The sequence below is a fragment of the Enterobacillus tribolii genome (genome assembly GCF_003363015.1).
Classification (GTDB): Bacteria; Pseudomonadota; Gammaproteobacteria; order Enterobacterales; family Enterobacteriaceae; genus Enterobacillus; species Enterobacillus tribolii.
The window spans coordinates 42,703-68,765 of sequence record NZ_QRAP01000004.1 but is presented as its reverse complement, the minus strand read 5'-3'; the positions used below and the strand labels follow the sequence as shown (position 1 = coordinate 68,765).

Annotated in this window: 24 protein-coding genes; 16 read left to right on the top strand and 8 right to left on the bottom strand. The window is 57.6% G+C overall.

The window, feature by feature from the left end:
* Positions 1 to 24: 24 nt before the first annotated feature.
* Positions 25 to 906, bottom strand: a complete 882-nt coding sequence (gene ptrR, locus C8D90_RS09695) for a putrescine utilization regulator PtrR (protein WP_115458254.1) — start codon at positions 904 to 906, stop codon at positions 25 to 27.
* Positions 907 to 1,008: 102 nt separating this feature from the next.
* Here ptrR and C8D90_RS09690 point away from each other — a divergent pair, with 102 nt between their 5' ends.
* The 8 genes from C8D90_RS09690 to C8D90_RS09655 all read left to right on the top strand — a co-directional run bounded on the left by C8D90_RS09690 (position 1,009) and on the right by C8D90_RS09655 (position 10,198).
* On the top strand, positions 1,009 to 2,187 hold the full coding sequence (locus tag C8D90_RS09690; protein ID WP_115458253.1) for a YbfB/YjiJ family MFS transporter: 1,179 nt from the start codon (positions 1,009 to 1,011) through the stop codon (positions 2,185 to 2,187).
* 120 nt (positions 2,188 to 2,307) lie between these two features.
* Complete coding sequence (gene folE / locus C8D90_RS09685; protein ID WP_115458252.1) at positions 2,308 to 2,970, top strand: GTP cyclohydrolase I FolE; 663 nt, start codon at positions 2,308 to 2,310, stop codon at positions 2,968 to 2,970.
* Between the two features lie 68 nt (positions 2,971 to 3,038).
* A complete protein-coding gene (gene yeiB, locus C8D90_RS09680; RefSeq protein ID WP_115458251.1) occupies positions 3,039 to 4,244 on the top strand; it encodes a DUF418 domain-containing protein YeiB in 1,206 nt (401 codons plus the stop codon).
* Positions 4,245 to 4,465: 221 nt separating this feature from the next.
* On the top strand, positions 4,466 to 5,476 hold the full coding sequence (gene galS / locus C8D90_RS09675; protein WP_115458250.1) for an HTH-type transcriptional regulator GalS: 1,011 nt from the start codon (positions 4,466 to 4,468) through the stop codon (positions 5,474 to 5,476).
* A 314-nt stretch (positions 5,477 to 5,790) separates the two neighbouring features.
* Complete coding sequence (mglB, locus tag C8D90_RS09670) at positions 5,791 to 6,783, top strand: galactose/glucose ABC transporter substrate-binding protein MglB (RefSeq protein ID WP_115458249.1); 993 nt, start codon at positions 5,791 to 5,793, stop codon at positions 6,781 to 6,783.
* Between the two features lie 144 nt (positions 6,784 to 6,927).
* Positions 6,928 to 8,457 carry a galactose/methyl galactoside ABC transporter ATP-binding protein MglA gene (mglA, locus tag C8D90_RS09665; protein ID WP_115458546.1) on the top strand — a complete coding sequence of 510 codons (1,530 nt, stop codon included), beginning with the start codon at positions 6,928 to 6,930 and terminating at the stop codon, positions 8,455 to 8,457.
* Between the two features lie 23 nt (positions 8,458 to 8,480).
* Entirely contained in the window at positions 8,481 to 9,491 is a 1,011-nt protein-coding gene (mglC, locus tag C8D90_RS09660; protein WP_115458248.1) for a galactose/methyl galactoside ABC transporter permease MglC, read from the top strand.
* 131 nt (positions 9,492 to 9,622) lie between these two features.
* On the top strand, positions 9,623 to 10,198 hold the full coding sequence (locus tag C8D90_RS09655; protein ID WP_115458247.1) for a UbiX family flavin prenyltransferase: 576 nt from the start codon (positions 9,623 to 9,625) through the stop codon (positions 10,196 to 10,198).
* A 48-nt stretch (positions 10,199 to 10,246) separates the two neighbouring features.
* Here the strand turns inward: C8D90_RS09655 and C8D90_RS09650 are convergent, their stop codons facing one another.
* The 4 genes from C8D90_RS09650 to yfcG all read right to left on the bottom strand — a co-directional run bounded on the left by C8D90_RS09650 (position 10,247) and on the right by yfcG (position 13,854).
* Positions 10,247 to 11,245, bottom strand: a complete 999-nt coding sequence (locus C8D90_RS09650; RefSeq protein WP_230472996.1) for an OmpA family protein — start codon at positions 11,243 to 11,245, stop codon at positions 10,247 to 10,249.
* Positions 11,246 to 11,798: 553 nt separating this feature from the next.
* Positions 11,799 to 12,716, bottom strand: coding sequence for a TIGR01777 family oxidoreductase (locus tag C8D90_RS09645; RefSeq protein ID WP_115458245.1), 918 nt, complete (start codon positions 12,714 to 12,716; stop codon positions 11,799 to 11,801).
* A 35-nt stretch (positions 12,717 to 12,751) separates the two neighbouring features.
* The gene (gene folX / locus C8D90_RS09640) at positions 12,752 to 13,123 is read right to left on the bottom strand and encodes a dihydroneopterin triphosphate 2'-epimerase (protein ID WP_115458244.1); all 372 of its coding nucleotides are present in this window, start codon (positions 13,121 to 13,123) and stop codon (positions 12,752 to 12,754) included.
* Between the two features lie 104 nt (positions 13,124 to 13,227).
* Complete coding sequence (yfcG, locus tag C8D90_RS09635; protein WP_115458243.1) at positions 13,228 to 13,854, bottom strand: GSH-dependent disulfide bond oxidoreductase; 627 nt, start codon at positions 13,852 to 13,854, stop codon at positions 13,228 to 13,230.
* A 200-nt stretch (positions 13,855 to 14,054) separates the two neighbouring features.
* Between yfcG and yfcE the strand changes: the two genes are divergently transcribed.
* Positions 14,055 to 14,606 carry a phosphodiesterase gene (gene yfcE / locus C8D90_RS09630; RefSeq protein WP_115458242.1) on the top strand — a complete coding sequence of 184 codons (552 nt, stop codon included), beginning with the start codon at positions 14,055 to 14,057 and terminating at the stop codon, positions 14,604 to 14,606.
* A gap of 103 nt (positions 14,607 to 14,709) precedes the next feature.
* Positions 14,710 to 15,318, top strand: coding sequence for an NUDIX hydrolase YfcD (gene yfcD / locus C8D90_RS09625; protein ID WP_115458241.1), 609 nt, complete (start codon positions 14,710 to 14,712; stop codon positions 15,316 to 15,318).
* Between the two features lie 2 nt (positions 15,319 to 15,320).
* Here the strand turns inward: yfcD and C8D90_RS09620 are convergent, their stop codons facing one another.
* Entirely contained in the window at positions 15,321 to 16,340 is a 1,020-nt protein-coding gene (locus C8D90_RS09620; protein ID WP_115458240.1) for a LacI family DNA-binding transcriptional regulator, read from the bottom strand.
* Positions 16,341 to 16,618: 278 nt separating this feature from the next.
* Here C8D90_RS09620 and C8D90_RS09615 point away from each other — a divergent pair, with 278 nt between their 5' ends.
* The 6 genes from C8D90_RS09615 to C8D90_RS09590 all read left to right on the top strand — a co-directional run bounded on the left by C8D90_RS09615 (position 16,619) and on the right by C8D90_RS09590 (position 22,288).
* Entirely contained in the window at positions 16,619 to 17,062 is a 444-nt protein-coding gene (locus tag C8D90_RS09615; protein WP_115458239.1) for a PTS sugar transporter subunit IIA, read from the top strand.
* Positions 17,063 to 17,174: 112 nt separating this feature from the next.
* A complete protein-coding gene (locus C8D90_RS09610; protein WP_115458238.1) occupies positions 17,175 to 17,444 on the top strand; it encodes a PTS sugar transporter subunit IIB in 270 nt (89 codons plus the stop codon).
* 21 nt (positions 17,445 to 17,465) lie between these two features.
* The gene (locus C8D90_RS09605; RefSeq protein WP_115458237.1) at positions 17,466 to 18,854 is read left to right on the top strand and encodes a PTS ascorbate transporter subunit IIC; all 1,389 of its coding nucleotides are present in this window, start codon (positions 17,466 to 17,468) and stop codon (positions 18,852 to 18,854) included.
* A gap of 11 nt (positions 18,855 to 18,865) precedes the next feature.
* Positions 18,866 to 19,693 carry a transketolase gene (locus C8D90_RS09600; RefSeq protein ID WP_115458236.1) on the top strand — a complete coding sequence of 276 codons (828 nt, stop codon included), beginning with the start codon at positions 18,866 to 18,868 and terminating at the stop codon, positions 19,691 to 19,693.
* Complete coding sequence (locus C8D90_RS09595; RefSeq protein WP_115458235.1) at positions 19,690 to 20,646, top strand: transketolase family protein; 957 nt, start codon at positions 19,690 to 19,692, stop codon at positions 20,644 to 20,646. The genes C8D90_RS09600 and C8D90_RS09595 overlap by 4 nt, the downstream gene beginning before the upstream one ends.
* A 241-nt stretch (positions 20,647 to 20,887) precedes the next feature.
* Entirely contained in the window at positions 20,888 to 22,288 is a 1,401-nt protein-coding gene (locus C8D90_RS09590; protein WP_162844385.1) for a sensor domain-containing diguanylate cyclase, read from the top strand.
* A gap of 28 nt (positions 22,289 to 22,316) precedes the next feature.
* Here the strand turns inward: C8D90_RS09590 and pta are convergent, their stop codons facing one another.
* Positions 22,317 to 24,458 carry a phosphate acetyltransferase gene (pta, locus tag C8D90_RS09585; RefSeq protein ID WP_115458233.1) on the bottom strand — a complete coding sequence of 714 codons (2,142 nt, stop codon included), beginning with the start codon at positions 24,456 to 24,458 and terminating at the stop codon, positions 22,317 to 22,319.
* Between the two features lie 61 nt (positions 24,459 to 24,519).
* Positions 24,520 to 25,719 carry an acetate kinase gene (ackA, locus tag C8D90_RS09580; RefSeq protein ID WP_115458232.1) on the bottom strand — a complete coding sequence of 400 codons (1,200 nt, stop codon included), beginning with the start codon at positions 25,717 to 25,719 and terminating at the stop codon, positions 24,520 to 24,522.
* Positions 25,720 to 26,063: the final 344 nt, after the last annotated feature.

The window sequence follows — 26,063 nt, the reverse complement described above, 5'->3', positions numbered from 1 at the left end:
TGGGAGATGAAACGTGCAAGAGTTTCAGGCTGCATCTTCTTCGGCGGCCTCGTGTTCGATGATGAGCATCTTCAGGGCGCGTACGGCGGGGCTGAAGGCGTCGCGGCGCCAGATCAGCCAGGTGCCGGTGGCGGCGATGTCATCGGGAAGGGGGTGAACCGTGACCTGCTCGTGGCCGGGCAACAGGCTCAGGACGGAATGCGGCAGCATGGCGATGCCGGCGCCGCTGGCCACGCACGCCATCATGGCGTGATAAGACTGGATTTCCATAATGTTGCCCGGCAGCGCGCCGTCCTGCCTGAACCAGGATTCAAAACGCAGCCGGTAGGAACAACTGGGACGGAAGGCGAACAGGGTGCGCCCCGCCACGTCGTGCGCGCTGGTGATGGGGGGCTGCTCCCGGTTGGCGATGATCACCATCTGCTCATCAAAGGCCTTGCAGCCGTTCAGCTCGGTGTGCGCCACCGGGCCGTCGACCAGTGCCGCCGCCAGCGTGCCCGCCCGCACCCGTTCTATGGTTTCGCCTGAGGTGCCGGTAAGCAGGGAAAGCGACACCTGCGGATAGCGCTGATGGTAGGCAGCCAGCAGGGAAGGCAGGCGGGTCGCCGCGGTGCTCTCCATTGAACCGAGGGCGAAGTGTCCGGCCGGTTCGCCGGCGTGGGTTACGCTCATCGCCTCGTCGCTCAGCGCAAGGATGCGTTCCGCATAGTGCAGAAAGTTGTGGCCCATGGGGGAAAGGCGCAGCCGCTGCTTTTCGCGGATGAACAGATCGGCGCCCAGCTCCTGTTCCAGCTGGCGCAGGCGGGTAGTCAGGTTGGACGGCACCCGGTGGAGCTGTTCGGCGGCGCGGGCAACGGAGCCGGTTTCAGCTACGCTACAGAACATGCGCAGTTGCGTAAGATCCATAGATGTTCTCTTTTCGAGAGTAAGTTGCTCCCGATTATTCACTTTTTGTAACTTCCAGATCAAGTCAATATAACAACAAACCCAACGGGCAAGAGGAAAAACATGGCGGTACGTATTGCGCTTAGCGGTTTTCTGGCGCTGGTGGTGGCGATGGGCATCGGGCGGTTTGCCTTTACGCCGCAGGTGCCGTTAATGATTGCCGAACATCAGTTTGATTTGACCGGCGCCGGCATTGTTGCGGCGGCGAATTACCTGGGGTATCTGGCCGGGGCGTTTGACGCCATGCGCGCGCGCCGGCGGGTGGAAATGCGCTTATGGGCCGGGCTGTGGGGCGCGGTGCTGCTTACGCTGCTGTCCGCCTGCGCCGGGGGCATCGGCGGGCATCTGGTGATCCGCTTCGCGATCGGCTGCGCCAGCGGCTGGGCGATGGTGCTGGTGGCGGCGTGGACCAACGAGCGTCTGGGGCATTTCGGTAAACCGGCGCTGGCCGCCGCGGTGTTTGCCGGGCCGGGCGCCGGGATTTTCATCAGCGGAATGCTGGCGGTCGCCATCGGCGCGCTGCAGCTGGATGCGGCGCAGGCCTGGCTGATTTATGGCGTACTGGCGCTGCTGTTGGTGGCCGCCATCAGCCGTTTTCTGCCGCGCGGCGGAGAACTGCACCGGCCGGAAAGCACGCCGCAGCCGCTGGTGCTGACCCCGATGCTGAAACGCCTGGTCTGGAGCTACAGCCTGGCGGGATTCGGCTACATTTTGCCGGCGACCTTTTTGTCCCAGATGGCGCATGCGCGTTTTCCTGACAGCCTGTTCGCCCAGTTCGTCTGGCCGGTGTTCGGCGCGGCGGCGGTGGCGGGGATTGGCCTTGGGATCCTGACGCGCCGCTGGCTGCTGACCCGTCAGCGGCTGGCGTTGGTGTTGTGGGTTCAGGCGCTTGGCGTCGTGGCGGCGGAGACGGTGCCCGGCGTGTGCGGGCTGGCGCTGGGCGCCGTGTTGACCGGCGGCGGCTTTCTGTGCGTGGTGCAGCTTTCGTTGCAGTTCGGGCGGGAACTGGCGCCTGAGCACACCCGCTACATGGCGGGGCTGCTGACGACCGGCTACGCCGTGGGGCAGCTGGCGGGGCCATTGCTGTCGGCGATATCCACCGCGCTGACCCATCGGCTGGAACCGGCTTTATATATTGCTGCAATAGCCCTGGCCGTTGCCGGCGGGCTGGTGTTTGGCCGTCAGCGTGCGCCACAGGCGGAATTGGCGGAAATATCCGTAGAAAAATCAGGGGGGAAATGAGGGATTTTCATCCGAGACTGAAAGAGTATCACTGGATTAAGCGCTTGCGCTCAACTAAAGTGGTGGCAAAATCCTGACGTGATCTAAGTCAAGATTCGGTACATTCGCAGGAGATCATCGATGTCGACACTGAGTAAAGAAGCCGCAATGGTACACGCCGCACTGGAAGCCCGCGGTCTGGAAACGCCGCTGCGCGGCGTCATGCTGGATCGTGAAACGCGCAAGCAGCGTATTGAAGGGCACATGACGGAAATCATGCAGCTACTGAATCTGGATCTGAGCGATGACAGCCTGGCGGAGACGCCGCACCGCATCGCCAAGATGTACGTGGATGAGATTTTCTCCGGGCTGGACTACGCCAACTTTCCCAAGATCACCCTGATTGAGAACAAGATGAAGGTGGATGAAATGGTGACGGTGCGTGACATCACGCTGACCAGCACCTGTGAGCATCACTTCGTCACCATCGACGGCAAGGCGACCGTCGCCTATATCCCGAAAGATTCGGTGATCGGGCTGTCGAAGATTAACCGTATCGTCCAGTTTTTCGCCCAGCGCCCGCAGGTGCAGGAGCGCCTGACCCAGCAAATCCTGATCGCGTTGCAGACGCTGCTGGGCACGAACAACGTGGCGGTGTCCATTGACGCGGTACACTACTGCGTTAAGGCGCGCGGCGTGCGTGACGCCACCAGCGCAACCACCACCACATCGCTGGGCGGGCTGTTTAAGTCCAGCCAGAATACCCGCCATGAATTTTTGCGTGCGGTACGCCATCAAAGCTAAAATATGCCTCCAGATACCCGTGCCATGCGCGGGTTTACTCACTGAATTTTCTTGTCCGGATCGGCTTCATGACCTTGCAGCGGCTTCATCCTGAATCACCGGCACCGGTGCTGAAGGCCGGGCAGCCCCGGCCCCGCATTGACACGCTGGACTGCGCGCGCGGCCTGGCGGTGTTGGGTATTCTGCTGCTGAACCTGGTGGGGTTTGGCCTGCCGAAAGCGGCTTATCTGAATCCGGCCTATGCCGGGCAACCGGCGTTTGCTGACGCCCTGACCTGGCTGCTGCTCAATATTTTCGTGCAGGGAAAATTTCTCGCCATGTTCGCGCTGCTGTTCGGCGCCGGTTTGCAACTGCTGATGCCGCGCGGCAAAAGCTGGATACGGGCGCGCCTGACCTGGCTGGTGCTGTTCGGGCTGATTCACGGCATCTTCTTCTGGGAAGGGGATATTCTGCTGGCGTACGGCATGATTGGCCTGATCTGCTGGCGGTTGATCCGCGACGCCGCTTCGGCGGCGGCATTGCTGCGTACCGGGCTGCTGCTTTACGCTATCGGCACCGGATTGCTGTTGTTGTTGGCGCTCAGCGCCGGGCCAGAGCCGACGGCGTTCTGGCAGCCCGGCCCTGCCGCGATCCAGTACGAACATTTGTGGAAGGTGCGCGGCGGATGGGAGGCCTGGCGCAACCGCACGGACCTGGTGGGCGGCAACCTGATGGCGATGGCGGTGCAATATGGCTGGCAACTGGCGGGGCTGATGCTGCTGGGGGCGGCGCTGATGCGCAGCGGCTGGCTGAGCGGCGCGTTTAGCCTGCGTCACTACCGTAAGGTGGCGCTGTGGCTGATTGTCGCCGGGCTGTTGATACAAACGCCGACGGCGCTGGCGCAGTGGCGCCTGGAATGGGATTATCGCTGGGCCGGCTACCTGTTGCAGGTTCCCGGCGAACTGGCGGCGCTGCCATTGATGCTCGGTTACGTCGCCCTGTTGTACGGCTTCTGGCCGCGGCTCAGCCGCATTACCGGTTTTCTGCGTGCGGTAGGGCGCATGGCGCTCAGCAACTACCTGCTGCAAACGCTGATCTGCACCACGCTGTTTTATCATTTCGATTTGTTCGCGCAATGGAACCGCAGCGGGCTTTTGCTGCTGGTTCTGCCTGTCTGGGCGGCGAATATCCTCTTTTCCATGCTGTGGCTGCGTTATTTCCGCCAGGGGCCGCTGGAGTGGCTGTGGCGCAGGCTGACGACGCTGGCGGCAACGCCGCAGAAAGAAGTCCGCTGAGCCATTCCCCTCGCAGGTGGAGTTTTATATATTTTATTAATGATTGGTTAATGAAATGTATGAAAACGTTTTCTTTACTGTGACAGCATTCACGGCATCATTGGCCCGTAACTGAGTAGCATACTGACACTTCTTGCCGAACGTATGCTTAGCGCCGCCATGAATAACGAAAAAAACACGCACGACAAACAAAGCCTGATGACCGTTTCCGGGAGGGCACGGTGATTACCATCCGCGATGTGGCTAAGCTGGCCGGCGTCTCCGTCGCCACCGTCTCAAGGGTGCTGAACAACCCGGCGATCACCACGGCGGAAACGCGTGCGCTGGTGCTGAGCGCGGCGGAACAATTGGGGTATCGCCCCAATGCCAACGCGAAGGCATTGGCAACTCAGGTCAGCGATATGTTGGGCGTGGCCGTCATGGACGTCTCCGATCCCTTTTTCGGCGCGCTGGTGAAGGGAGTGGACGGCGTCGCGCAGCGCCATCACAAACATTTGTTGATCGCCAACAGTTACCACAATGCGGAAAAAGAGCGCCACGCGATTGAAGTGCTGATCCGCCAGCGCTGCAATGCGCTGATCGTGCACGCAAAAATGCTGCCGGATGAGGAACTGGCGGGTTTTATGCGTCAGTTGCCGGGCATGGTGATGATCAACCGTATCGTGCCGGGCTATGAACATCGCTGCGTCGGCCTGGACAACCGCGCCGGCGGGGCGTTGGCGACCCGCCTGCTGCTGGACAAAGGGCACCGGCGGATTGGTTATCTCGCTTCCGATCACCCCATCGAAGATCAGTTCGATCGTCAGCAGGGCTATGAAGATGCGCTTATCCTCGCCGGCATCACCCCGGACCCTGCCTGGCGCGCCGTGGCGGAGCCCAGCCTGGCGGGCGGGGAGGCGGCGATGGTGGAACTGCTGAGCCGCAACCCGCAGTTGAGCGCGGTGTTCGCCTACAATGACGCCATGGCCGCCGGGGCGTTGTCCGTGCTGAAAGAGAACGGCATCGCGGTTCCGGAACGTTTCTCCATCGTCGGTTTCGACGACATCCCCATTGCCCGCTATACCTCCCCGAAGCTGACCACCGTACGTTATCCCGTCACCCCGATGGCGGCGCTGGCGACGGAACTGGCGCTGAAAGCCGCCGCCGGTACGCCGGACGCCGGTGATGAGCACCGTTTCATGCCGACGCTGGTGCAGCGCTGGAGCACATCGTTTTGCGCCTCTCCAGACTGAATGACGACAAAATGTAACCGTTTTCAAACTGTGATTTCATTCACGGATTATTAACATATCTGTGACTATTCTTATTCCGATTTATTTTTACATTAAAATAACAACTGAGTGTTTGTGGTTAACAAACTGGCGGTAAATCACGTGATTACGCGAGTGACTATTTTCTCCGTTTGTTAAATTTATGTTTTAGGGGTGGCTGTGATAACAGCCGTCTCAAGGCAGGAACCGGATGCGTGATGTCCGTCGGCACGCACTGTAATACCGCCCCTCAGGGGGCCGTGACAAAAGACCCTACACCTTTAGCGGAGCTTCACATGAATAAGAAAGCGTTAACCCTGGCAGCACTGGCCGTTGGCATGATGTTCGGTACGGCAGCGCAGGCGGCAACGACGTTGGGCGTGACCATCTACAAGTATGACGACAACTTTATGTCGGTTGTTCGTAAGGCCATTGAAAAGGATGCGCAGGCTGATTCTGGTGTGAAGTTGCTGATGAATGATTCGCAGAACGACCAGTCGAAACAAAACGATCAGATCGACGTGCTGATCGCCCGCGGCGTGAAAGGGCTGGCGGTGAACCTGGTTGACCCGGCGGCTGCGCCGACGATTATCGACAAGGCCCGCGGCGCCGATATTCCGGTGGTGTTCTTCAACAAAGAGCCGAGCCGCAAGGCGCTGGACAGCTACGACAAAGCCTTTTTCGTCGGCACTGACTCCAAAGAGTCCGGCGTGATCCAGGGGCAACTGATCGCCAAGCACTGGAAAGCGAATCCGTCGTGGGATCTGAACAAGGACGGCGTGATTCAGTATGTGCTGCTGAAAGGGGAACCGGGCCATCCGGATGCCGAAGCGCGCACCAGCTACGTGGTGAAAACGTTGAATGAAGCGGGCATCAAGACCCAGCAGCTGCAACTGGATACCGCCATGTGGGACACCGCGCAGGCCAAAGACAAGATGGACGCCTGGCTGTCCGGCCCCAACGCCGGCAAGATTGAGGTGGTGATCTCCAACAACGATGCGATGGCGATGGGCGCTATCGAGGCGCTGAAGGCGCACAACAAGTCGCTGCCGGTATTCGGCGTGGATGCGCTGCCGGAAGCGCTGGCGCTGATTAAGTCCGGCAAGATGGCGGGCACCGTACTCAACGACGCCAATAACCAGGCCCGTGCCACGTTCGATCTGACCAAAAACCTGGCGGAAGGCAAACCTGCCGCCGACGGAACGCAGTGGAAGGTTGAAGAGAAAGTGGTGCGCGTTCCTTACCAGCCGGTAGATAAAGACAATCTGGCGCAGTACCTCGCCAAGTAAACAATAAAGTAACGCCAACATTAAGGGAGACAGGCCGCGCCTTCGCGGGCGGCCTGAAAGACGGCAGCAGGCTCTTTGTCTGCTGCCGTTTTTGAACGCGGTACGGAGAGGTTGAAACAGGGCAGCGCTATGGCAGAGAACATAATGACAACGACTATCGATACCCCGCAGAACGCAGACGGCGGTTGGTTACTGGAGATGGACAACATCAGCAAAGCGTTCCCCGGCGTGAAGGCGCTGGATAACGTTAACCTGCGCGTCCGCCCGCATTCCATCCACGCCCTGATGGGGGAAAACGGCGCCGGAAAATCCACGCTGCTGAAGTGTTTGTTCGGCATTTACCAGAAAGATGCCGGGCGCATTGTTTTTCAGGGGCGGGAGGTTAATTTCAAAAGCGCCAGAGAGGCGCTGGAGCATGGCGTTTCCATGGTGCATCAGGAGCTGAACCTGGTGTTGCAGCGCAGCGTGATGGACAACATGTGGCTGGGCCGCTATCCCATGAAGGGCATCTTCGTCGATCAGGAGAAAATGTACCGCGATACCAAGGCGATTTTCGATGAACTGGATATCGATATCGATCCACGCGAAAAAGTCGCCGGCCTGACGGTGTCGCAAATGCAGATGGTGGAGATCGCCAAGGCATTCTCCTATGACGCCAAAATCGTCATCATGGATGAACCGACCTCGTCGCTGACGGAAAAAGAGGTCAACCACCTGTTCACCATTATCCGTAAGCTGAAAGAACGCGGCTGCGGCATCGTTTATATCTCGCACAAAATGGAAGAAATCTTCCGCCTGTGCGATGAAATCACCATTTTGCGCGATGGCCAGTGGATCGCCACCCAGCCGCTGGAAGGGCTGACGATGGACCGGATCATCGCCATGATGGTCGGGCGCTCCCTGACGCAGCGCTTCCCCGACCGGGCCAACGTGCCGGGCAACGTGATTCTGGAGGTGCGCAACCTGACGTCGCTGCGCCAGCCTTCCATCCGCGATGTTTCCTTCGATCTCCATGAAGGGGAAATTCTGGGCATTGCCGGGCTGGTGGGGGCCAAGCGTACCGACATCGTGGAAACGCTGTTCGGCATCCGCGAAAAGGTGAAGGGGACGATCCGCCTGCACGGTAAAGAAATCTATAACCGCAGCGCCAACGAGGCCATCAACAATGGCTTCGCGCTGGTCACGGAGGAACGGCGTTCGACCGGCATTTACGCCTACCTTGACGTGGGCTTCAACTCCCTGATCTCCAATATCCGCAAATATAAAAACAGCATCGGCCTGCTGGATAACCGGCGCATGAAAAGCGACACCCAGTGGGTGATTGACGCCATGCGGGTGAAGACGCCGGGCCACCAGACCACCATCGGTTCTTTATCGGGCGGGAATCAGCAGAAGGTGATTATCGGACGCTGGCTGCTGACCCAGCCGGAGATCCTGATGCTGGACGAGCCGACCCGTGGCATCGACGTCGGGGCCAAGTTTGAAATCTATCAACTGATGACCGAGCTGGCGAAAAAGGGGAAGGGGATCCTGATTATTTCCTCTGAAATGCCTGAACTGCTGGGTATTACCGATCGCATTCTGGTTATGAGTAACGGTCAGGTGGCCGGCATCGTCAACACCAGGCAGACGTCGCAAAACGAAATTCTGCGCCTGGCGTCGTTGTACCTGTAATTATTTTAAGGGTTGTTATTACTATGAGCGCATTAACGAAAAAGAGCCTGTTCACCTATCTGAAAGAAGGCGGAATTTATGTGGTTCTGCTGGTGCTGCTGGCCATCATTATTTTTCAGGACCCGACGTTTTTAAGCCTGATTAACCTGAGCAATATCCTGACGCAGTCTTCGGTACGCATCATTATCGCATTGGGCGTGGCGGGCCTGATCGTCACCCAGGGCACCGACCTTTCCGCCGGGCGCCAGGTGGGGCTGGCGGCGGTGATCGCGGCGACGCTGCTGCAATCCATGGATAACGTCAACAAGGTGTTTCCTGGCCTGGAAACCATGCCGATTCCGCTGGTGATTCTGATTGTTTGCGCGGTCGGGGCGGTGATTGGCCTGATTAACGGGATCGTGATTGCTTACCTGAACGTCACGCCGTTTATCACCACGCTGGGCACCATGATCATCGTCTACGGCGTTAACTCGCTGTACTACGACTACGTCGGTGCTTCGCCGGTGGCCGGGTTCGACAGCCATTTCTCCACGTTCGCCCAGGGGTTCCTGCGCTTCGGCGACTTCAAGTTGTCGTACATTACGTTTTATGCGCTGATTGCCGTGGTGTTCGTCTGGATTTTATGGAACAAAACCCGTTTCGGTAAAAATATCTTCGCCATCGGCGGAAACCCGGAGGCGGCCAGGGTATCGGGCGTTAACGTACCGCTTAACTTAATCATGGTGTATGCCTTATCCGGCGTATTTTATGCCTTCGGCGGAATGCTGGAAGCCGGACGTATCGGCAGCGCGACCAACAACCTCGGCTTTATGTATGAGCTGGACGCCATCGCCGCGTGTGTGGTCGGGGGCGTTTCCTTCAGCGGCGGGGTCGGGACAGTTATCGGCGTCGTCACCGGCGTCATCATTTTCACCGTTATTAACTACGGGCTGACCTACATCGGCGTGAACCCTTACTGGCAGTACATCATCAAAGGCGCCATCATTATCTTCGCGGTTGCGCTGGACTCCCTGAAGTATGCGAAAAAGAAATAGATATTCATTCGCCGCGTACTGAGATATCAGTGCCTGTCCGCCGGAACTTCCGGCGGACGGATTCCCCGCCCGGCGCATTGCCCCTCACATTCTGATAAACTCCCCTCAGCTTTACTCCTAAAGGATCCCCCATGAAACGTCTCATTGTCGGCATGTCCGGCGCCAGCGGCGCCCTCTACGGTATACGATTGCTGGAAGTACTGAAAAATGTCCCTGAAGTGGAAACGCATCTGGTGATGAGTAATGCCGCCCGTCAGACGATGGCGCTGGAAACCGATATGTCGCTGCGGGATGTGCAGGCGATGGCTGATGTCGTCCACGATGCCCGCGACATTGCCGCCAGTATTTCTTCCGGCTCTTACAAGACCGACGGAATGGTTATCCTGCCATGCTCAATGAAAACGCTGTCCGGAATCGTCCACAGCTACAGCGACGGGCTGCTGACCCGCGCCGCCGACGTGGTGCTGAAGGAAAACCGCAGGCTGGTGCTGTGCGTGCGCGAAACGCCGCTGCATTTAGGGCATCTCAGAATGATGACCACGGCGGCGGAGATGGGGGCGATCGTGATGCCGCCGGTGCCGGCTTTTTACCACCGGCCCACGACGGTGGGGGAGATCATCGATCAAACCGTCAACCGGGTGCTGGATCAGTTTGATATCGCGTTGCCGCAGGATCTGTTTACCCGCTGGCAGGGTGCGAAGCCCTGAAGGTAAAAAGCCCGCCGGATGGCGGGCTGGCTGGCATGGCGCGGAGAATTACTTTTCCGTCACCATGATATCAATACGGCGGTTTTTCGCCCGGTTTTCATCCGTGTCGTTAGGCGCGACAGGGTGAGCAGAGCCGTAGCCCTGAGCTTCAATGCGGGTGTTATCCGCACCCAGTTCGATCAGCGCCTGGCGTACCGCGTCAGCGCGATCCTGCGACAGCTTCATGTTGATTTCATCGGTGCCGGTGTTGTCGGTGTAACCTCCCAGCTTCAGCTTCACCTTCGGGTAGGCGCGCAGAATTTCAACGATGTTTTTCAGCTGTTCCTGAGAAGCCGGCTCCAGCTGGGCGCTGTTGGTTTTAAACAGCAGACGGTCGAAAGAGAACCAGCGATCGGCGCTTACCGGCTCATTGCTTTCAATGAATGCGATCAAACGGTTTTCTACGCCGTTTTGCGGGATATTCAGCGTCTTGCCATCGGGCAGCGCTTTACTGAAGAAGGCGCCAAGGTCGCCCCACAGCGAACGTGAGTCGCTGCTTTGCTGCGCCTGCACCGGCGCTTCTTTTTCACCGCAGCCGCGCAGCAGGAACAACAACAGCAAAACGATCAGCAGAAGCAACAGCAGCCAGGGCCACTTGCTGCTCTTTTTCTGCACTACCGGTTGTGGTGCGGCGGGGGCAGCGCTGACCGGTTTAACGGTATCGCTGACGGCCGCCGGCGCCAAGAAAGCCGCGGGGATCGGATTGATTGCGCCCTCGGTCTGCTTTTGCAGCCAGCTTTTCAGGGAGAGCGACTGCTGGGTGCGGCCATACAGATAGTCACGCATCGGTTTGAACAGCAGGGCGGAACCGAGTGCGATCAGCGCGTTGGCGGATTCCGGCGTTGTTTTCGTCGCGTTAATAACGGTTTTTTGCAGGCTGTCGGGTGAGTCCGGCATTAACTGAGTGAGTAAATTCCTTATTACGGAATCCGGTCCGCTAATTCTCAGGAGTTCGCTCAGCGTAAAGTTTTGCGTATTAAGCTCGGGCAGTTCTCTTAATAATTTCAAGAAAACACTGGGGGTTTCTGAGTATTGTAAATGGCCAGAAACTTTATTAAGTAAAAAAGGGATTATTCCGGATAGCGCTAATTTTACGTTATCTGTATTTTCCCCCAGCATGGCGGATACCGACTCCAAAAATGCCGGCGTGATTTTGTTTTCTAGCGAATTTACGATATTTTCTTTCATATCCCTATGTTCCTCCGACACAAGAGCCGGGAATACGTGCGACGGATCTCCCTGCCCGTGTACATGCGGTTGCATGTATACCTTATTAGTACGATTAGTACGCGCGACTTTGACCAATACGATTGGTGCGCGGAGAGTAAATAACTCTCTGGTGGACGTCAACATAATTAAGTAGCAGGGGATCTGATAATAATATTAATAGGGAAATTCTGGGATGAGATATGCATTTGATTAATATAAATGCAGAGTTTTCTGCCTTTCGGGGGGAGAACAGGTAATAATCTGCGATGGCTGTTAAATCAGAAATGCCTTAGAAGCCGGCGCTGCCGAAAAGGGTAAAACGCGCCGGCCCGGCTTTTGCGCCGCTGAGGCGTCAGGCACTACTGCGGCGTGACACGCTGACGACGTCACGCAGCGCCTCTTCCAGTTCAAAATAGCGGAACCCGAAGCCTGCTTCTTCCAGGCGTTTGGGAATGGCGCGTTGCCCGCCGAGCACCAGAACGCTGGATTCCCCCATCAGCAGGCGGATCGCAAAGGCCGGCGTGCGCAACAGCGTGGGGCGGTTGAGCGCTTCGCCCAGCGCGGACGTGAACTGCTCATTGTGCACCGGGTAAGGGGCCGTCATGTTGAACGGGCCGCTCAGGCCGGGCGTGGCGAGCAGATACAGAATGGCGTTGACCATGTCATCGAGGTGGATCCAGGGTACGTACTGACGACCGCTGCCCAGCGTGCCGCCCAGCCCCAGGCGGAATATCGGCATCATTTTCGCCAGCGCGCCGCCGTCGGCGCTCAGCACTACGCCGGTACGCAGCAGACACACGCGGGTGCGTTCGCTGGCGGCTTCCCTGGCCAGTGCTTCCCAGCGGGCGCACAGCCGGTGGGTAAATTCGTCGTGCGGCGTTTCTTCTTCGCTGACGACGGCTTCGCCCTGATCGCCGTAATAGCCGACGGCGGAGCCGGAGATGAACACGGCGGGCGGCGTGGCGCTGCGGGTAATCAGTTCGGCCAGGCGCTGGGTAATTTGCCAGCGGCTATGGCACAGGCGCGCTTTCTGCGCGTCGGTCCAGCGTTTGTCGGCGATCGGCTCGCCGGCCAGGTTGATCACGGCGTCGAAACCGTCGAGCGTGGATACGTCATCAAGCGCCGGAAGCAGGGCGACTTCACCGCCGAGACGACGACGGGCGGCGTCCGGATTGCGGGTCAGCACCGTCAGTGAATGTCCGAGAGAAAGCAGGCGCGCCGTCAGGGCCGAGCCGATGAGTCCGGTGCCGCCGGTCAGCAGAATGTGCATGATTCCTCCCCGGTACAGTGAATATTATGCGCCCGTTACGCCCGGCGATAGCTCATGCTCATGGAGACGGAATCGGCGTAGCGCAGGGCGAATAACTTATCGATCTCTACTTCAGCATAGGTCACCCAATCGTGTTCACAAGCGATATTGAGCACATCCTGAGTGAGTTTTTCCAGCAACGCGAACCGGTGGTTCTCTACGTGAGCGATGACGCGCTTGGTGATGGTCCGGTAGTTCAGCGCGTCGTCAATATTTTCGCTGCTGCGCGCTTTTTCCGCCGGGTAGTGGATCACAATGTTAATGACAACATCCTGTTTATTCTTGATTTCTTCATCGTTAATACCGATGAAGGTGCGCAGACGCAGGTTTTTTATACGAATGATGGCGTCGGGATAAAGGGCTGGCATAACAAATCCTTAAACTGGTGCGATGAGAGCGGCCACAGCATACACGGAAACAGGGGCGATGAATAATGGGGGAGGGGCGCCGCGGGGCGGCGCCGGCAAAGCACTCAGTTTTGCGCCAGCTGGTATGCCCGCTGGGTAGCGGGGCGCGCGGCGATACGTTCGTGCCAGTTGCATACTGCGGGATAGTCGGCCAGATCGATGCGCTGGCGCTCATGGGAAACGACCCACGGGTACACCGCCATGTCGGCTATGGTGTATTCATCGCCGGCCACATAGGCGTTCTTCTCCAGCTGCGTATTGAGCACGCCGTACAGACGCTGCGTTTCTAACTGATAACGTTCGATCGCATAAGGCACCGGCTGCGGCGCATAATAGTTAAAGTGATGGTTTTGCCCCAGCATCGGGCCGAATCCGCCGACCTGCCAGAATAACCATTGCAGCGTCGTCGCGCGGGTGCGCATTTCCTGACTCAGGAAGCGGCCGGTTTTTTCCGCCAGATAGAGCAGGATTTCGCCGGATTCGAACAGGCTGAGCGGTACACCGCCGTCAACCGGCTGGCGGTCGACAATCGCCGGAATCTTGTTATTGGGAGAAATGGCGAGGAATTCGGGCTTGAACTGATCGCCGGCGCTGATATCAATGCGGTGGATCTGATAGGGTAGGCCGGTTTCTTCCAGAAAAAGCGTGATTTTATGGCCGTTGGGGGTCGGGGCGTAATACAGGTCGATCATGATGTCTCCCAATAAAATCAAAAAGTAATAACGGAAGAGGGGGTTTGAACTATAGAGCAAAAAACGTACGTTAGGAAGCTATGATGTTAATTATTTGTTGATTTACCGCAGGCAATAATCAATATTTCGTTTTTGCCTCCCTGACCCGGCGTTATCCGCCTGATGCGGATCGCCGTTTGCCGCATGCAGTGAGAATTGTTATGAAACTGATGTTTATCTCGGACATCCACGGATCGCTCAGCGCAACGGAGCGGGCGCTGGCGCTTTATGAACAGAGCGGCAGCCGCTGGTTGATTATTTTGGGCGACATCCTGAATCACGGGCCGCGCAACCCGCTGCCGCAGGGATATAATCCGCCTGAAGTCGCAAATTGCCTCAATCATTATGCCGACCGGATCATTGCCGTTCGCGGCAATTGCGACAGCGAAGTCGATCAAATGCTGCTGAAATTCCCGATCATGGCGCCCTGGCAGCACATTCTGCTGGAAAAGCAAAGATTGTTTTTAACCCACGGTCACCTTTATCATCCTGCAGAGCTGCCGCCGTTAGCGGAGAATGACGTATTGGTTTACGGCCATACGCACCTCCCGGTGGCGGAGAAGCAGGGCGCGATTATCTGCTTCAACCCGGGTTCCGTCAGTTTGCCCAAAGGGGGGCATGAAGCCAGCTATGGCATGATGGAGTCCGGGATGTTACGGGTGCGGGCGCTGCACGGTACGCAGATACTGGCAGAAACCGCGCTTGGCGTGTGACAACGTATTTTATTGGCAAGTTTGGTAGCGACCGACGCATAATGCGAAGGGAGATTCTGTAAATAACGGCGCTGTGTCAGCGCCCGGAAAAAGGTTGCAGAGGATGGTGGAACAATCACTCAACGCCGAAACAGAGTGGGTGGACATCGTTGATGAAAATAACGAGGTCATCGCTCAGGCGAGCCGTCAGCAGATGCGTGCCCAAACGCTGCGGCACCGGGCTACGTATATTGTGGTTCATAACGGGATGGGGAAGATTCTGGTTCAGCGTCGTACTGAAACCAAGGACTTTTACCCCGGTTGGCTTGACGCCACGGCGGGCGGCGTGGTGCAAAGCGGTGAAATGATGCTGGAGTCCGCGCGCCGCGAGGCGGAAGAGGAGCTGGGCATCGCCGGCGTACCGTTTGCCGATCACGGCATGTTCTATTTCGAACAGGAGAACTGCCGGGTGTGGGGCGGCTTATTCAGCTGCGTTTCCCACGGGCCGTTCGCTTTGCAGGAAGAGGAAGTGGACGAAGTGCTCTGGATGACGCCGGATGAAATTACCGCCGAGTGCGATCATTTTACGCCGGATTCGCTGAAGGCCCTGTCGCTGTGGATGAGCCGCAACAATGAGGGCGAATACCAGCCGATTTGCGAAACGAAAGACGCCGCGGAAAACGAAGCGGCTGACGGCGATCGCCAGGAAACGGCGCAGCCGGCCGGCGAGTAACGTCAGCAACTGTCGCGACGGCACAGCGTGGCGCTGATGGGCGGGCTTTCCGGCTGGGGAAGCTGCTCCAGACGCGCCATTAATACCTTACCCGCCTGAATACCGATCTCACGGTAGGGCACGGTGGTGGTGGTCAGGGGCGGCTGGCAAACCTGGCTGACGTCGCTGTTGCCAAAGCCGATCACTGCCAGCTGCGTCGGCACCCGGATGTGCCTGCGCTGGCATTCATACAGCACGCCGCAGGCCAGCTCGTCAGAGGCGCAAATCAGGGCGTCGGTTTCCGGCCACGCCAGAAGAAACTCCGGCAGCTGCCGGGCGCCGGTTGAGAAAATCGCCGGTTCCGCCGCATTGATCACCCGGTGAGGAGAAACGTGATCGCGCAATAACGCCTGATGCCACCCCTGCAAATGCTGCCGGAAAATCCAGGGCTCCTGGTTGGCGCACAGCAAACCGATATTCTGATACCCCTTCTCAATTACGTAGCGCGTCAGCTGATACATTGCCGCGACATAGTCGATGCCGATGTTGATATCGATCGGATCATCGCGGCGCGCGCCGATCTCCACAACCGGAATATTGCGGTTCTTCAGCCAGTGACGGGTGTTGTCGGAGTGCTCCGCGCTGAGCAGCACGGCGGCGGCCATATTATAGGCCAGCAGCGTTTCCAGCGCCTGTTCCTCGCGTTGCCGGTCATGGCGCGATTCGGCCAGCATGATTTGGTATCCCGCCGGAAGCAGCACGCTTTGCAGCGCGGCGAACATCTCGGCGCAGCCCGGTTCGGAGAAGCTGGGCACGACCATGGCGATGGTGCGGGAGGAGGCGGAAGCCAGCGAGCTGGCGGACAGGTTGGGCATATAACCCAATTCGCTGACCGCGGCTTCAATTTTTTCGCGCAGCTTATCGGAAACCTGCTCCGGCGTGCGCAGCGCGCGCGAGACGGTCATAGAGCCTACGCCGGCCAGCCGGGCTACGTCGGCGAGGGTGACCCTGCCGGTGCTGCGTCGTTTTTTACTGATAGACATGCCAAATCCTAGCGCTTGACCGCACGTTGATACGCTATTGTACTCGACGGTGTAATTTATTCATAAAACCGCGTACGGGCCGCCGCTTCGGCTTTGCCGACGGTGCCGGCCGATGCCCTGCGGCTCCCGCTGAATCCCGTCTTTTAGCTTAACGTCTCTTTTTTGATAGCGCTATCACAAAACAATTTAATATCCATTTGGTAGCGCTATCTTTAAAGGTATTGTCGTTCAGACAGTTCACCACCGACCGTTTTATACGGCGACCTCAAGGAGACGACATGCTGGCGGAATGGCTGACGGAAGAGACGATTCATCAGTGCGACAGAGTGGATGACTGGCAACAGGCCATCGCGCTCAGCGCCCGGCCGTTGCTGGCGCGGGGAAGTATTGTGCCGGAGTATGTTGATGCCATTCTCCGGCAGCACCGGCAACTGGGGCCTTACTACGTGCTGGCGCCGGGCATCGCCATGCCGCACGCCCGGCCGGAAGAGGGCGCGAAGGCGCTGGGGCTGTCATTACTGGTCGTGCGCGAGGGCGTGGTTTTCGGCTCGCAGGATAACGACCCCGTGCATCTGATCGTGATGCTGGCGGCGCCGGACAGCCATAGTCATATTGAGATGATTTCACAGCTGGCGGAGTTCTTTTCCTGTGAGCAGGATGTTCAGGCGGTGATCCGGGCCGGTTCGCTTCAGGCCATCCGGGACATCATTTTCCGCTACTGATTTGCAGCAGTTCCCGCCCGCATAACGCGGGCGTCACTTTATCCGATAACAAAAACACGCGGGGCCTCGCGGGGCTTCGCATTGTCTGAAAACTTGTATCAAGGAATAGCAGATGAAGATTATGGCGATATGCGGTTCGGGTTTAGGCAGCAGTTTCATGGTTGAAATGAATATCAAAAAAGTGCTGAAGAAAATTGGCGTTGAGGCGGAGGTGGAGCACTCCGATCTCTCTTCCGCCACGCCCGGCGCGGCGGATTTGTTCGTGATGGCGAAGGATATTGCCGCCAGTGCCGGCATTGCAGCGGAACAGATGATCGTCCTCAGCAACATCATTGATATCAATGAACTGGAAACCAAGCTGAAAGCCTATTTCCAAAAATAACTCCGTAAGGACGAGGTGGGTATGTTTATCCAGGAAATACTCAAATTTATTGTCGATATCTTAAAGGTGCCGGCGGTGCTGGTCGGGGTGATTGCCCTGATTGGCCTGCTGGCGCAGAAAAAATCGTTCAGCGACGTGGTGAAGGGCACCATTAAAACCATTCTCGGTTTTATCGTATTGGGCGGCGGCGCCGGCGTGTTGGTCAGTTCGCTGAACCCGTTGGGCGGGATGTTCGAGCAGGCGTTCAACATTCAGGGCATCATTCCCAACAACGAGGCCATCGTTTCTATCGCCCTGGAGAAGTACGGGGCGTCGACGGCGCTGATTATGGCGTTCGGTATGGTGGCGAACATCGTAGTGGCGCGCTTTACCCGGCTGAAATATATCTTTCTTACCGGCCACCATACGTTCTACATGGCCTGTATGATCGGCATCATTCTGACCGTTGCCGGCTTCGAGGGCGTTCAGTTGGTGTTTACCGGCGCGCTGACCCTGGGCCTGGTGATGGCGTTCTTCCCGGCGCTGGCGCAGCGTTATATGCGTAAGATCACCGGTAACGACGAGATCGGCTTCGGTCACTTCGGGACGCTCGGCTATGTGCTGTCCGGCTGGATCGGCAGTAAAACCGGCGAGTCCCGTTCTACGGAAGAGATGAACCTGCCGAAGAACCTGAGCTTCCTGCGCGACAGCTCCATTTCCATCTCGCTGACCATGATGGTGATTTACCTGATTATGGCCATCTGCGCCGGATCGGAATACGTGGAATCGACCTTCAGCGGCGGACAAAACTATCTGGTTTACGCCATCATCATGGCGATCACCTTTGCCGCCGGGGTTTTCATTATCCTGCAGGGCGTGCGCCTGATTCTGGCGGAAATCATCCCCGCGTTTACCGGCTTTTCGGAAAAACTGGTGCCTAACGCCCGCCCGGCGCTGGACTGCCCGGTGGTATACCCCTATGCCCCTAACGCGGTACTGATCGGTTTCTTGTTCAGTTTTCTCGGCGGGCTGGTAGGGCTGTTCCTGCTGGGGCAACTGAACCTGGTGCTGATTCTGCCCGGCGTGGTGCCGCACTTCTTTACCGGCGCGACCGCCGGCGTATTCGGCAACGCCACCGGCGGACGCCGCGGCGCGATGATCGGCGCCTTCGCCAACGGTTTGCTGATTACCTTCCTGCCGGTGTTGCTGCTGCCGGTGCTGGGCGCGCTGGGTTTTGCCAATACGACGTTCTCGGATGCGGATTTCGGCGCGGTAGGCATCGTGCTGGGGAACATGGCGCGCTTCCTGAATAAGGACATGATCATGGTCGTGGTCATTGCCGTTTTTGTGCTGCTGGTGGCGCATAACGTTTTCGCCTCCCGCCGCAACAAAGAGAGCGGGGCCGATGCATCGGCCGGCGCGGATGAATAAGGGGGAACACAATGAAAATTGATGAAATACGCCGCTTTGCCACGGACATCCGTGTGGAAACGCTGCGGGCGCTGACGCACCTCGGGTTCGGCCATTACGGCGGTTCGATGTCGGTGGTGGAGGCGCTGGCGGTGCTGTACGGCGCGGTAATGCGCGTGAAGCCGGACGAACCGCAATGGCCGCAGCGGGACAACTTCGTGTTGTCGAAAGGGCATGCCGGCCCGGCGCTGTACAGTACGCTGGCGCTGAAGGGGTATTTTCCGCGCGAGATGCTGATGACGCTGAACCAGAACGGCACCCGTCTGCCCAGCCACCCCGACCGTCTGCTGACGCCGGGGGTGGACGCCACCACCGGTTCGCTCGGTCAGGGAGTTTCCCTCGCCGCCGGCATGGCGCTGTCGCACCGTCTGGCGGGCCGCCCTAACCGGGTGTTCTGCATGCTCGGCGACGGCGAGCTGAATGAAGGGCAGTGCTGGGAGGCTTTTCAGTTCATCGCCCATCACAATCTCAATAACCTGATGCTGTTCATCGATTACAACAAACAGCAACTGGACGGCACGCTGGAAGAGGTTATCCGGCCGTTTGACCTGGCGGAAAAATTTACCGCGTTCGGCTTTGATGCCGTAACGGTGAAAGGCGATGACGTCGCCGCCATTTACGACGCCGTAGCGCCGGCAAGAGAAGGCGCGCAGCGGCCGCGGGTGGTGATCCTCGACACCATCAAAGGGCAGGGCGTTCCTTGCCTGGAACGGCGCAGTAACGCCCATCACCTGCGTTTAACCGACGACGTGAAGGCGGAGATACTGGACGCCATCGCACAACTGGAGGCGACCCGATGAATCCGATCACTCATCCGTTAAAGAAAGACGACATTGAGATGCGTAAGGTCTATGCCGGAGCCATGCGCGAGCAGTTTGAGCTTGGCGGCCCGGTTATCGCGCTTGAGGCGGACCTGATGAGCTCAATGGCGATGGACGGCGTGCAGCGCGATTTCCCGCAGCAGGTGATCAACGGCGGCATTATGGAAGCCAACGTCATCGGCGTTGCCGCCGGGCTGGCGCTGACCGGCCGTGTGCCGTTTGTACATACTTTTACCGCCTTCGCCAGCCGGCGCTGCTTCGATCAGCTGTTTATGTCGGTCGATTATCAGAACAGCAACGTCAGGGTCATTGCGTCGGACGCCGGTGTTTCCGCGGTGCATAACGGCGGCACGCACATGTCGTTCGAAGACATGGGCATCGTGCGCGGGCTGGCGCGTTCGGTGGTGATGGAGATGACCGATGCCGTGATGTTCCGCGACATTCTGTCCCAGCTGGTGACGCTGCAGGGCTTCTACTGGGTGCGCACCATCCGCAAACAGGCTTACTCTGTCTACCCGCCGGGAACCACGTTCACCATCGGTAAAGGCAAGGTGTTGCAGGACGGCGAAGACATTACGCTCATCGCCAACGGCATCATGGTGGCCGAAGCGCTGAAGGCCGCCGCGCAGCTGGCGGAGCAGGGCTACCGTGCGGCGGTGATCGACATGTTTACCCTCAAGCCCATCGATCGCGAACTCATTGTGGAGTACGCGCGTAAAACCGGACGCATCGTGACCTGTGAAAATCACAGCATTCATAACGGATTAGGCTCAGCCGTCGCTGAAGTGCTGGCGGAGCATCACCCGGCTCCGATGCGCCGCGTCGGGGTTAAAGAGCGTTATGGACAAGTGGGAACGGAATCCTTTTTGATGGAGGAATACGGCCTGACGGCACAGACGATCGTTGATCAGGCTCTGTCGCTGTTGGTCTGAGAAAAGGCCGGGGTGCTGGCTTGCGTTGCCGGCGCCCCGGCAAAATATAACTACATTCTATTTTTCATGATTATATATTCATTTAAAGAATTTATTTTTCTGTTTATCGAATGTAAAGCATGTTTTAAGTTTTTATCTTTATTTTCTTGCGGTATAAATAACGGTATTTTCTGAATTAACCTTTCTGCGGTAAAGACAGCGCCGGATGCGTGCTCTCTCCGGAAGAATACGGGGCGTTGTGATGAAAAATACTGTTTATAACTTCAATCAATATTTATTTTTATTGTTCTTATTTGTTGTATTAATACCACTAACCGTATTCTTTCACTACGTTGATACATACATCGGGTATTCCACGAAGATTATCGCGCCGATGATGGTGGCGGTATTACTGGTTTGTCATGCCCTGATCGCTTTCTTTATGTTGCTGCGCTACCTGCACCGGCGAAAGCGTTTCTATCTGGCGGCGCTGTCTGCCGCGTACGGTGTTTCCGCCTGTTATCTCCTGTATCAGTTGCTCTCTTATCCGGGCGTTTTTTCCGCGCAGGCGATAATACCCGGAGAGCTGAATGACATCGGTATTAATCTGTTTTTCCGCAGTATGCTGGTGGCGTTGATTTTTCTTGTCGCTATGATTCTGTACCGCAAAAAGTACGTGGTGGAAAAACATTCTCCGGTGATGGTTGTCATGTTAATGGCCGTCGGTATATTGATGACCGTTCTGGCCTGGCTTTATTCCAGTCATTATCCGCCTCTGAGTTTAACGCTGATCAGCGGTGACGGGCGTTACGATGGTTTATGGCGAAACGGCAGTGGTTATATTCTGGGTGGAGTATGGCTGATCACCTCATTGCTGGTGTTGTATTACTCACATGTTAAGAATGCATTCTGGCTGGCGATCAGCCTGACCTGCGTGGCGCACGTCGGCAGCCTGGCGATGCTGCATGGCAGTAATACTTCCGTCAATTCTCTGGCATGCTATTTCGCACGTGTTTTTGAGATGGCCTCCGCGTTTTTAGTAATGCTGGTTCTGTTGTATGACATTTTCCACGTTCATCAAAACACGCTGAAGAAATATCTCGACTCTTACGAATCTGCCATGCGCGACCCGCTGACCCTGCTCTATAACCGGCGCTACTTTCTTGATGCGCTTAAAGGGCGGCTTGAGCACTTTTCACAGCATGGCGCGCCGTTTGCCGTGATTGTGGCGGACATTGATATGTTTAAACGTTTTAACGATCTCTATGGGCATATCAAGGGCGATGAGGTTATCCGCTACGTGGCGTATACCATGATGCATTCGCTGGGCGAAGCAGACGTCAGCGCCCGCCTCGGCGGGGAGGAGTTTTGCGCCATTATCGAAGCGAGGGATATGCAGGAGGCTTACGCCATCGCCGATCGCTTGCGCCTGAACGTCGGCAACGATAAAGCATCCGGCTTTGACGGCACGTTGCCGGAGTCAGTCGCCATTAGTATCGGCGTTTATCTGGTTGAAGGGGCGGGGGAGACAATGGAACAGTGTCTGGAGAAAGCGGATATCGCGATGTATGCGGCGAAGCGGACGGGCCGTAACCGGGTGGTCGTGTATGATGATGTGCTGATGCGGAAAGAGGAAAAAAATCAGGCTCCGTCACCTGCGTAACGGAGCCTGCAGTAACCGCGAAGGGCGATTAAGCCTGCTGAGTCGCCTGAATGGCGGTCAGCGCGACGGTATAGACGATATCGTCAACCAGCGCGCCGCGTGACAGGTCGTTAACCGGCTTACGCATGCCTTGCAGCATCGGCCCGATAGAAACCAGGTCAGCAGAGCGCTGCACCGCTTTGTAAGTGGTGTTGCCGGTGTTCAGATCCGGGAAGATGAACACGGTCGCTTTACCTGCAACCGGTGAATCCGGCGCTTTTGACTTCGCCACGTCGGCCATGATGGCGGCGTCGTACTGCAACGGGCCATCGATAATCAGATCCGGACGTTTTTCTTTCGCCAGACGCGTTGCTTCGCGAACTTTATCCACGTCGCTGCCCGCACCGGAATTACCGGTGGAGTAGGAAATCATGGCTACGCGCGGCTCGATGCCGAACGCCGCCGCAGAGTCTGCAGACTGAATGGCGATTTCGGAAAGCTGTTCGGCGGTCGGATCCGGGTTGATGGCGCAGTCGCCGTAGACCAGAACCTGATCCGGCAGCAGCATGAAGAACACGGAGGACACCAGGGAGCTGCCCGGCGCGGTTTTGATCAACTGCAGCGGCGGACGGATGGTGTTGGCGGTGGTGTGTACGGCGCCGGAAACCAGGCCGTCTACTTCACCCTGTTCCAGCATCAGCGTACCAAGCACTACGTTGTCTTCCAACTGCTCGCGGGCGACCACTTCGGTCATGCCCTTGCTCTTACGCAGCTCAACCAGGCGCGGCACATACTGTTCGCGTACGGCCAGCGGATCGACGATTTCAATCCCTTTGCCCAGCACCACACCCTGAGAGGCGGCAACGCGCTGGATCTCTTCCGGGTTGCCCAGCAGCACGCACTGTGCGATGCCGCGCTCGGCGCAGATGGCTGCGGCGCGGATGGTACGCGGCTCGTCGCCTTCCGGCAGCACGATGCGTTTACCGGCTTTGCGCGCCAGCTCGGTCAGCTCATAGCGGAATGCCGGCGGAGACAGGCGGCGCGAACGCTCGGAGGTCGCGGTCAGCGAGTCGATCCACTGGTTGTCGATATGGCTGGCGACGTAGTTTTGCAGTTTTTCCACGCGCTGGTGGTCGTCGGCCGGAACTTCCAGGTTGAAGCTCTGCAGGCTCAGGGAGGTCTGCCAGGTGTTGGTGTCAACCATGAATACCGGCAGGCCGGTCTGGAACGCGCGCTCGCACAGTTTGCCGATACGGGCATCCATTTCGTAACCGCCAGTCAGCAGGATTGCGCCGATTTCCACGCCGTTCATCGCGGCCAGGCAGGCGGCGACCAGGACGTCCGGACGGTCAGCGGAGGTTACCAGCAGCGAACCGGGGCGGAAATGCTCCAGCATGTGCGGGATGCTGCGTGCGCAGAAGGTGACGGATTTGATGCGGCGGGTTTTGATGTCGCCTTCGTTGACGATGCGGGCCTTCAGGTGGTTAGCCATGTCAATCGCACGGGTGGCGATCAGATCAAAGCTCCACGGTATGCAGCCCAGCACCGGCATCGGGCTGTTGGCGATCAGCTGTGCGGTGTCGATGTTGACGATATTGGCGCGGGTGGAATCGTCGAAGATTTCCGACAGATCCGGACGCGTGCGGCCTTGCTCGTCTACCGGGGCGTTCAGTTTGTTGATGATCACGCCGGCGATGTTCTGGTTCTTGCTGCCGCCAAAGCTGGAACGGGCCAGTTCAATACGCTCTTTGACCTGTGCGGCGGAGTCGCTGCCCAGCGCCATAACGAACACGATTTCCGCGTTCAGCGTTTTGGCGATCTCATAGTTCAGCGCATTGGCGAACTGATGCTTACGGGTCGGCACCAGGCCTTCGACCAGCACCACTTCCGCATCTTTGGTGTTTTCGTGATAACGGGCCACGATCTCTTCCATCAGCACGTCCTGCTGATTGGAGCTCAGCAGCGCTTCGACGTGTGACATTTTCAGCGGCTCGGCGGCCGGAATGGCGGAGTTGGCACGAATGATGGTGGTGGTTTGATCCGGTGCATCGTTGCCGGTGCGCGGCTGGGCAATCGGTTTAAAGACGCTCAGGGGAACGCCTTTCTGCTCCATCGCACGGATAACGCCCAGGCTCACGCTGGTCAGGCCAACGCTGGTGCTGGTGGGGATCAACATAATAGTACGGGACACGATAAAACCCCTTCAATCAGTGAAAACGACACCGTCAGCCTGGGCTGACGGTGTGCGGTTATTATGCGGTCAGACGGGCGGCGTCCTGGGCGATGACCAACTCTTCGTTGGTTGGGATCACCAATGCCAGGCGGCTGTCGTCGGTGGTGATAGCGCCAGACTTGCCGAAGCGGGCGGCCAGGTTACGTTCGTGGTCGATCTTGAAGCCCAGCAGGGCCAGCTTGTCGAGGGTCAGCTCACGCACCATACCGGCGTTTTCGCCGATGCCGCCGGTAAAGACGATGGCGTCCAGACGGCCATCCATCAGGGCGGTGTAGGCGCCGATGTACTTAGCCAGGCGGTGGCAGAAGACGTCCATAGCGCGCTTGGCGTCGGCTTTGGTATCGTAGTTGTCTTCTACGTAACGGCAGTCGCTGGTGACTTCGGTCAGGCCCAGCAGGCCGGATTCTTTGGTCAGCATCTTGTTGATCTGCTCAACGCTCATGCCCAGTGCATCGTGCAGGTGGAAAATGATCGCCGGATCGATGTCGCCGGTGCGGGTACCCATTACCAGGCCTTCCAGCGGGGTCAGGCCCATGGACGTGTCGACGCATTTACCGTTACGGACTGCGGTAACTGAGCCGCCGTTACCCAGGTGGCAGGTGATGACGTTCAGTTCTTCCACCGGCTTGTTCAGCATTTTGGCCGCTTCTTGGCTGACATAGTAGTGGCTGGTGCCGTGGAAGCCGTAACGGCGGATGCCGTGCTCTTTATACAGATGGTACGGCAGGGCGTACAGGTATGACTCTTCCGGCATGGTGGTGTGGAACGCGGTGTCAAACACGGCGACGTTCTTTTTGTTCAGGGCCGGGAAAGATTTGAATGCTTCGGCGATGCCGATCAGATGCGCCGGGTTGTGCAGCGGGGCAAACGGGGCGGCGTCTTTAATGCCTTGCAGGACTTCGTCGTTGATGATGACGGACTGAGTGAATTTTTCACCACCATGTACAATACGGTGACCGATGGCGGTCAGCGCGGCAGACAGTTCAGGTTTCTGCGCCAGAATGGTGTTCACGATGAAGTTCAGCGCTTCGCTGTGAGCGGCGCCCGCACCCAGAGCGGCTTCCTGCTTGGCGCCGTCCATTTTCCATTTGATGCGTGCTTCAGGAAGGTGAAAACATTCGGCTAAACCTGAGAGGTGTTCTTCGCCGTTGGCAGCATCAATGATCGCAAATTTCAGGGATGAACTGCCGCAGTTAAGAACCAGTACCAGCTTCGACATGAGAAGTACCTACTTGTTATACGTGGTTAATAATGAGTCAGACTGACATTAAGCGTAGCGTATTATGTCGCCGACATTTATGATTAACATCATGCCGCGTGCGTTGGAATGCGCATGATGGAGAAAATAGCGTTAATCTGATACCCGGGGTATTTCCCGTACATCCAACAAAATTGCAACGTGAAATACAAAAAGGTATATATAATCTCGCAACAACCAATTAACACACTCGCAGAGTAATTCACTGACGATGTGCTGCTCCGGCATTTTGCCGTACTACTAAAACGGCGGATCCTGCGTTATAAAGGAAGAAAAAGCGACATTTCGGCAGTTTTTTCTTTCCC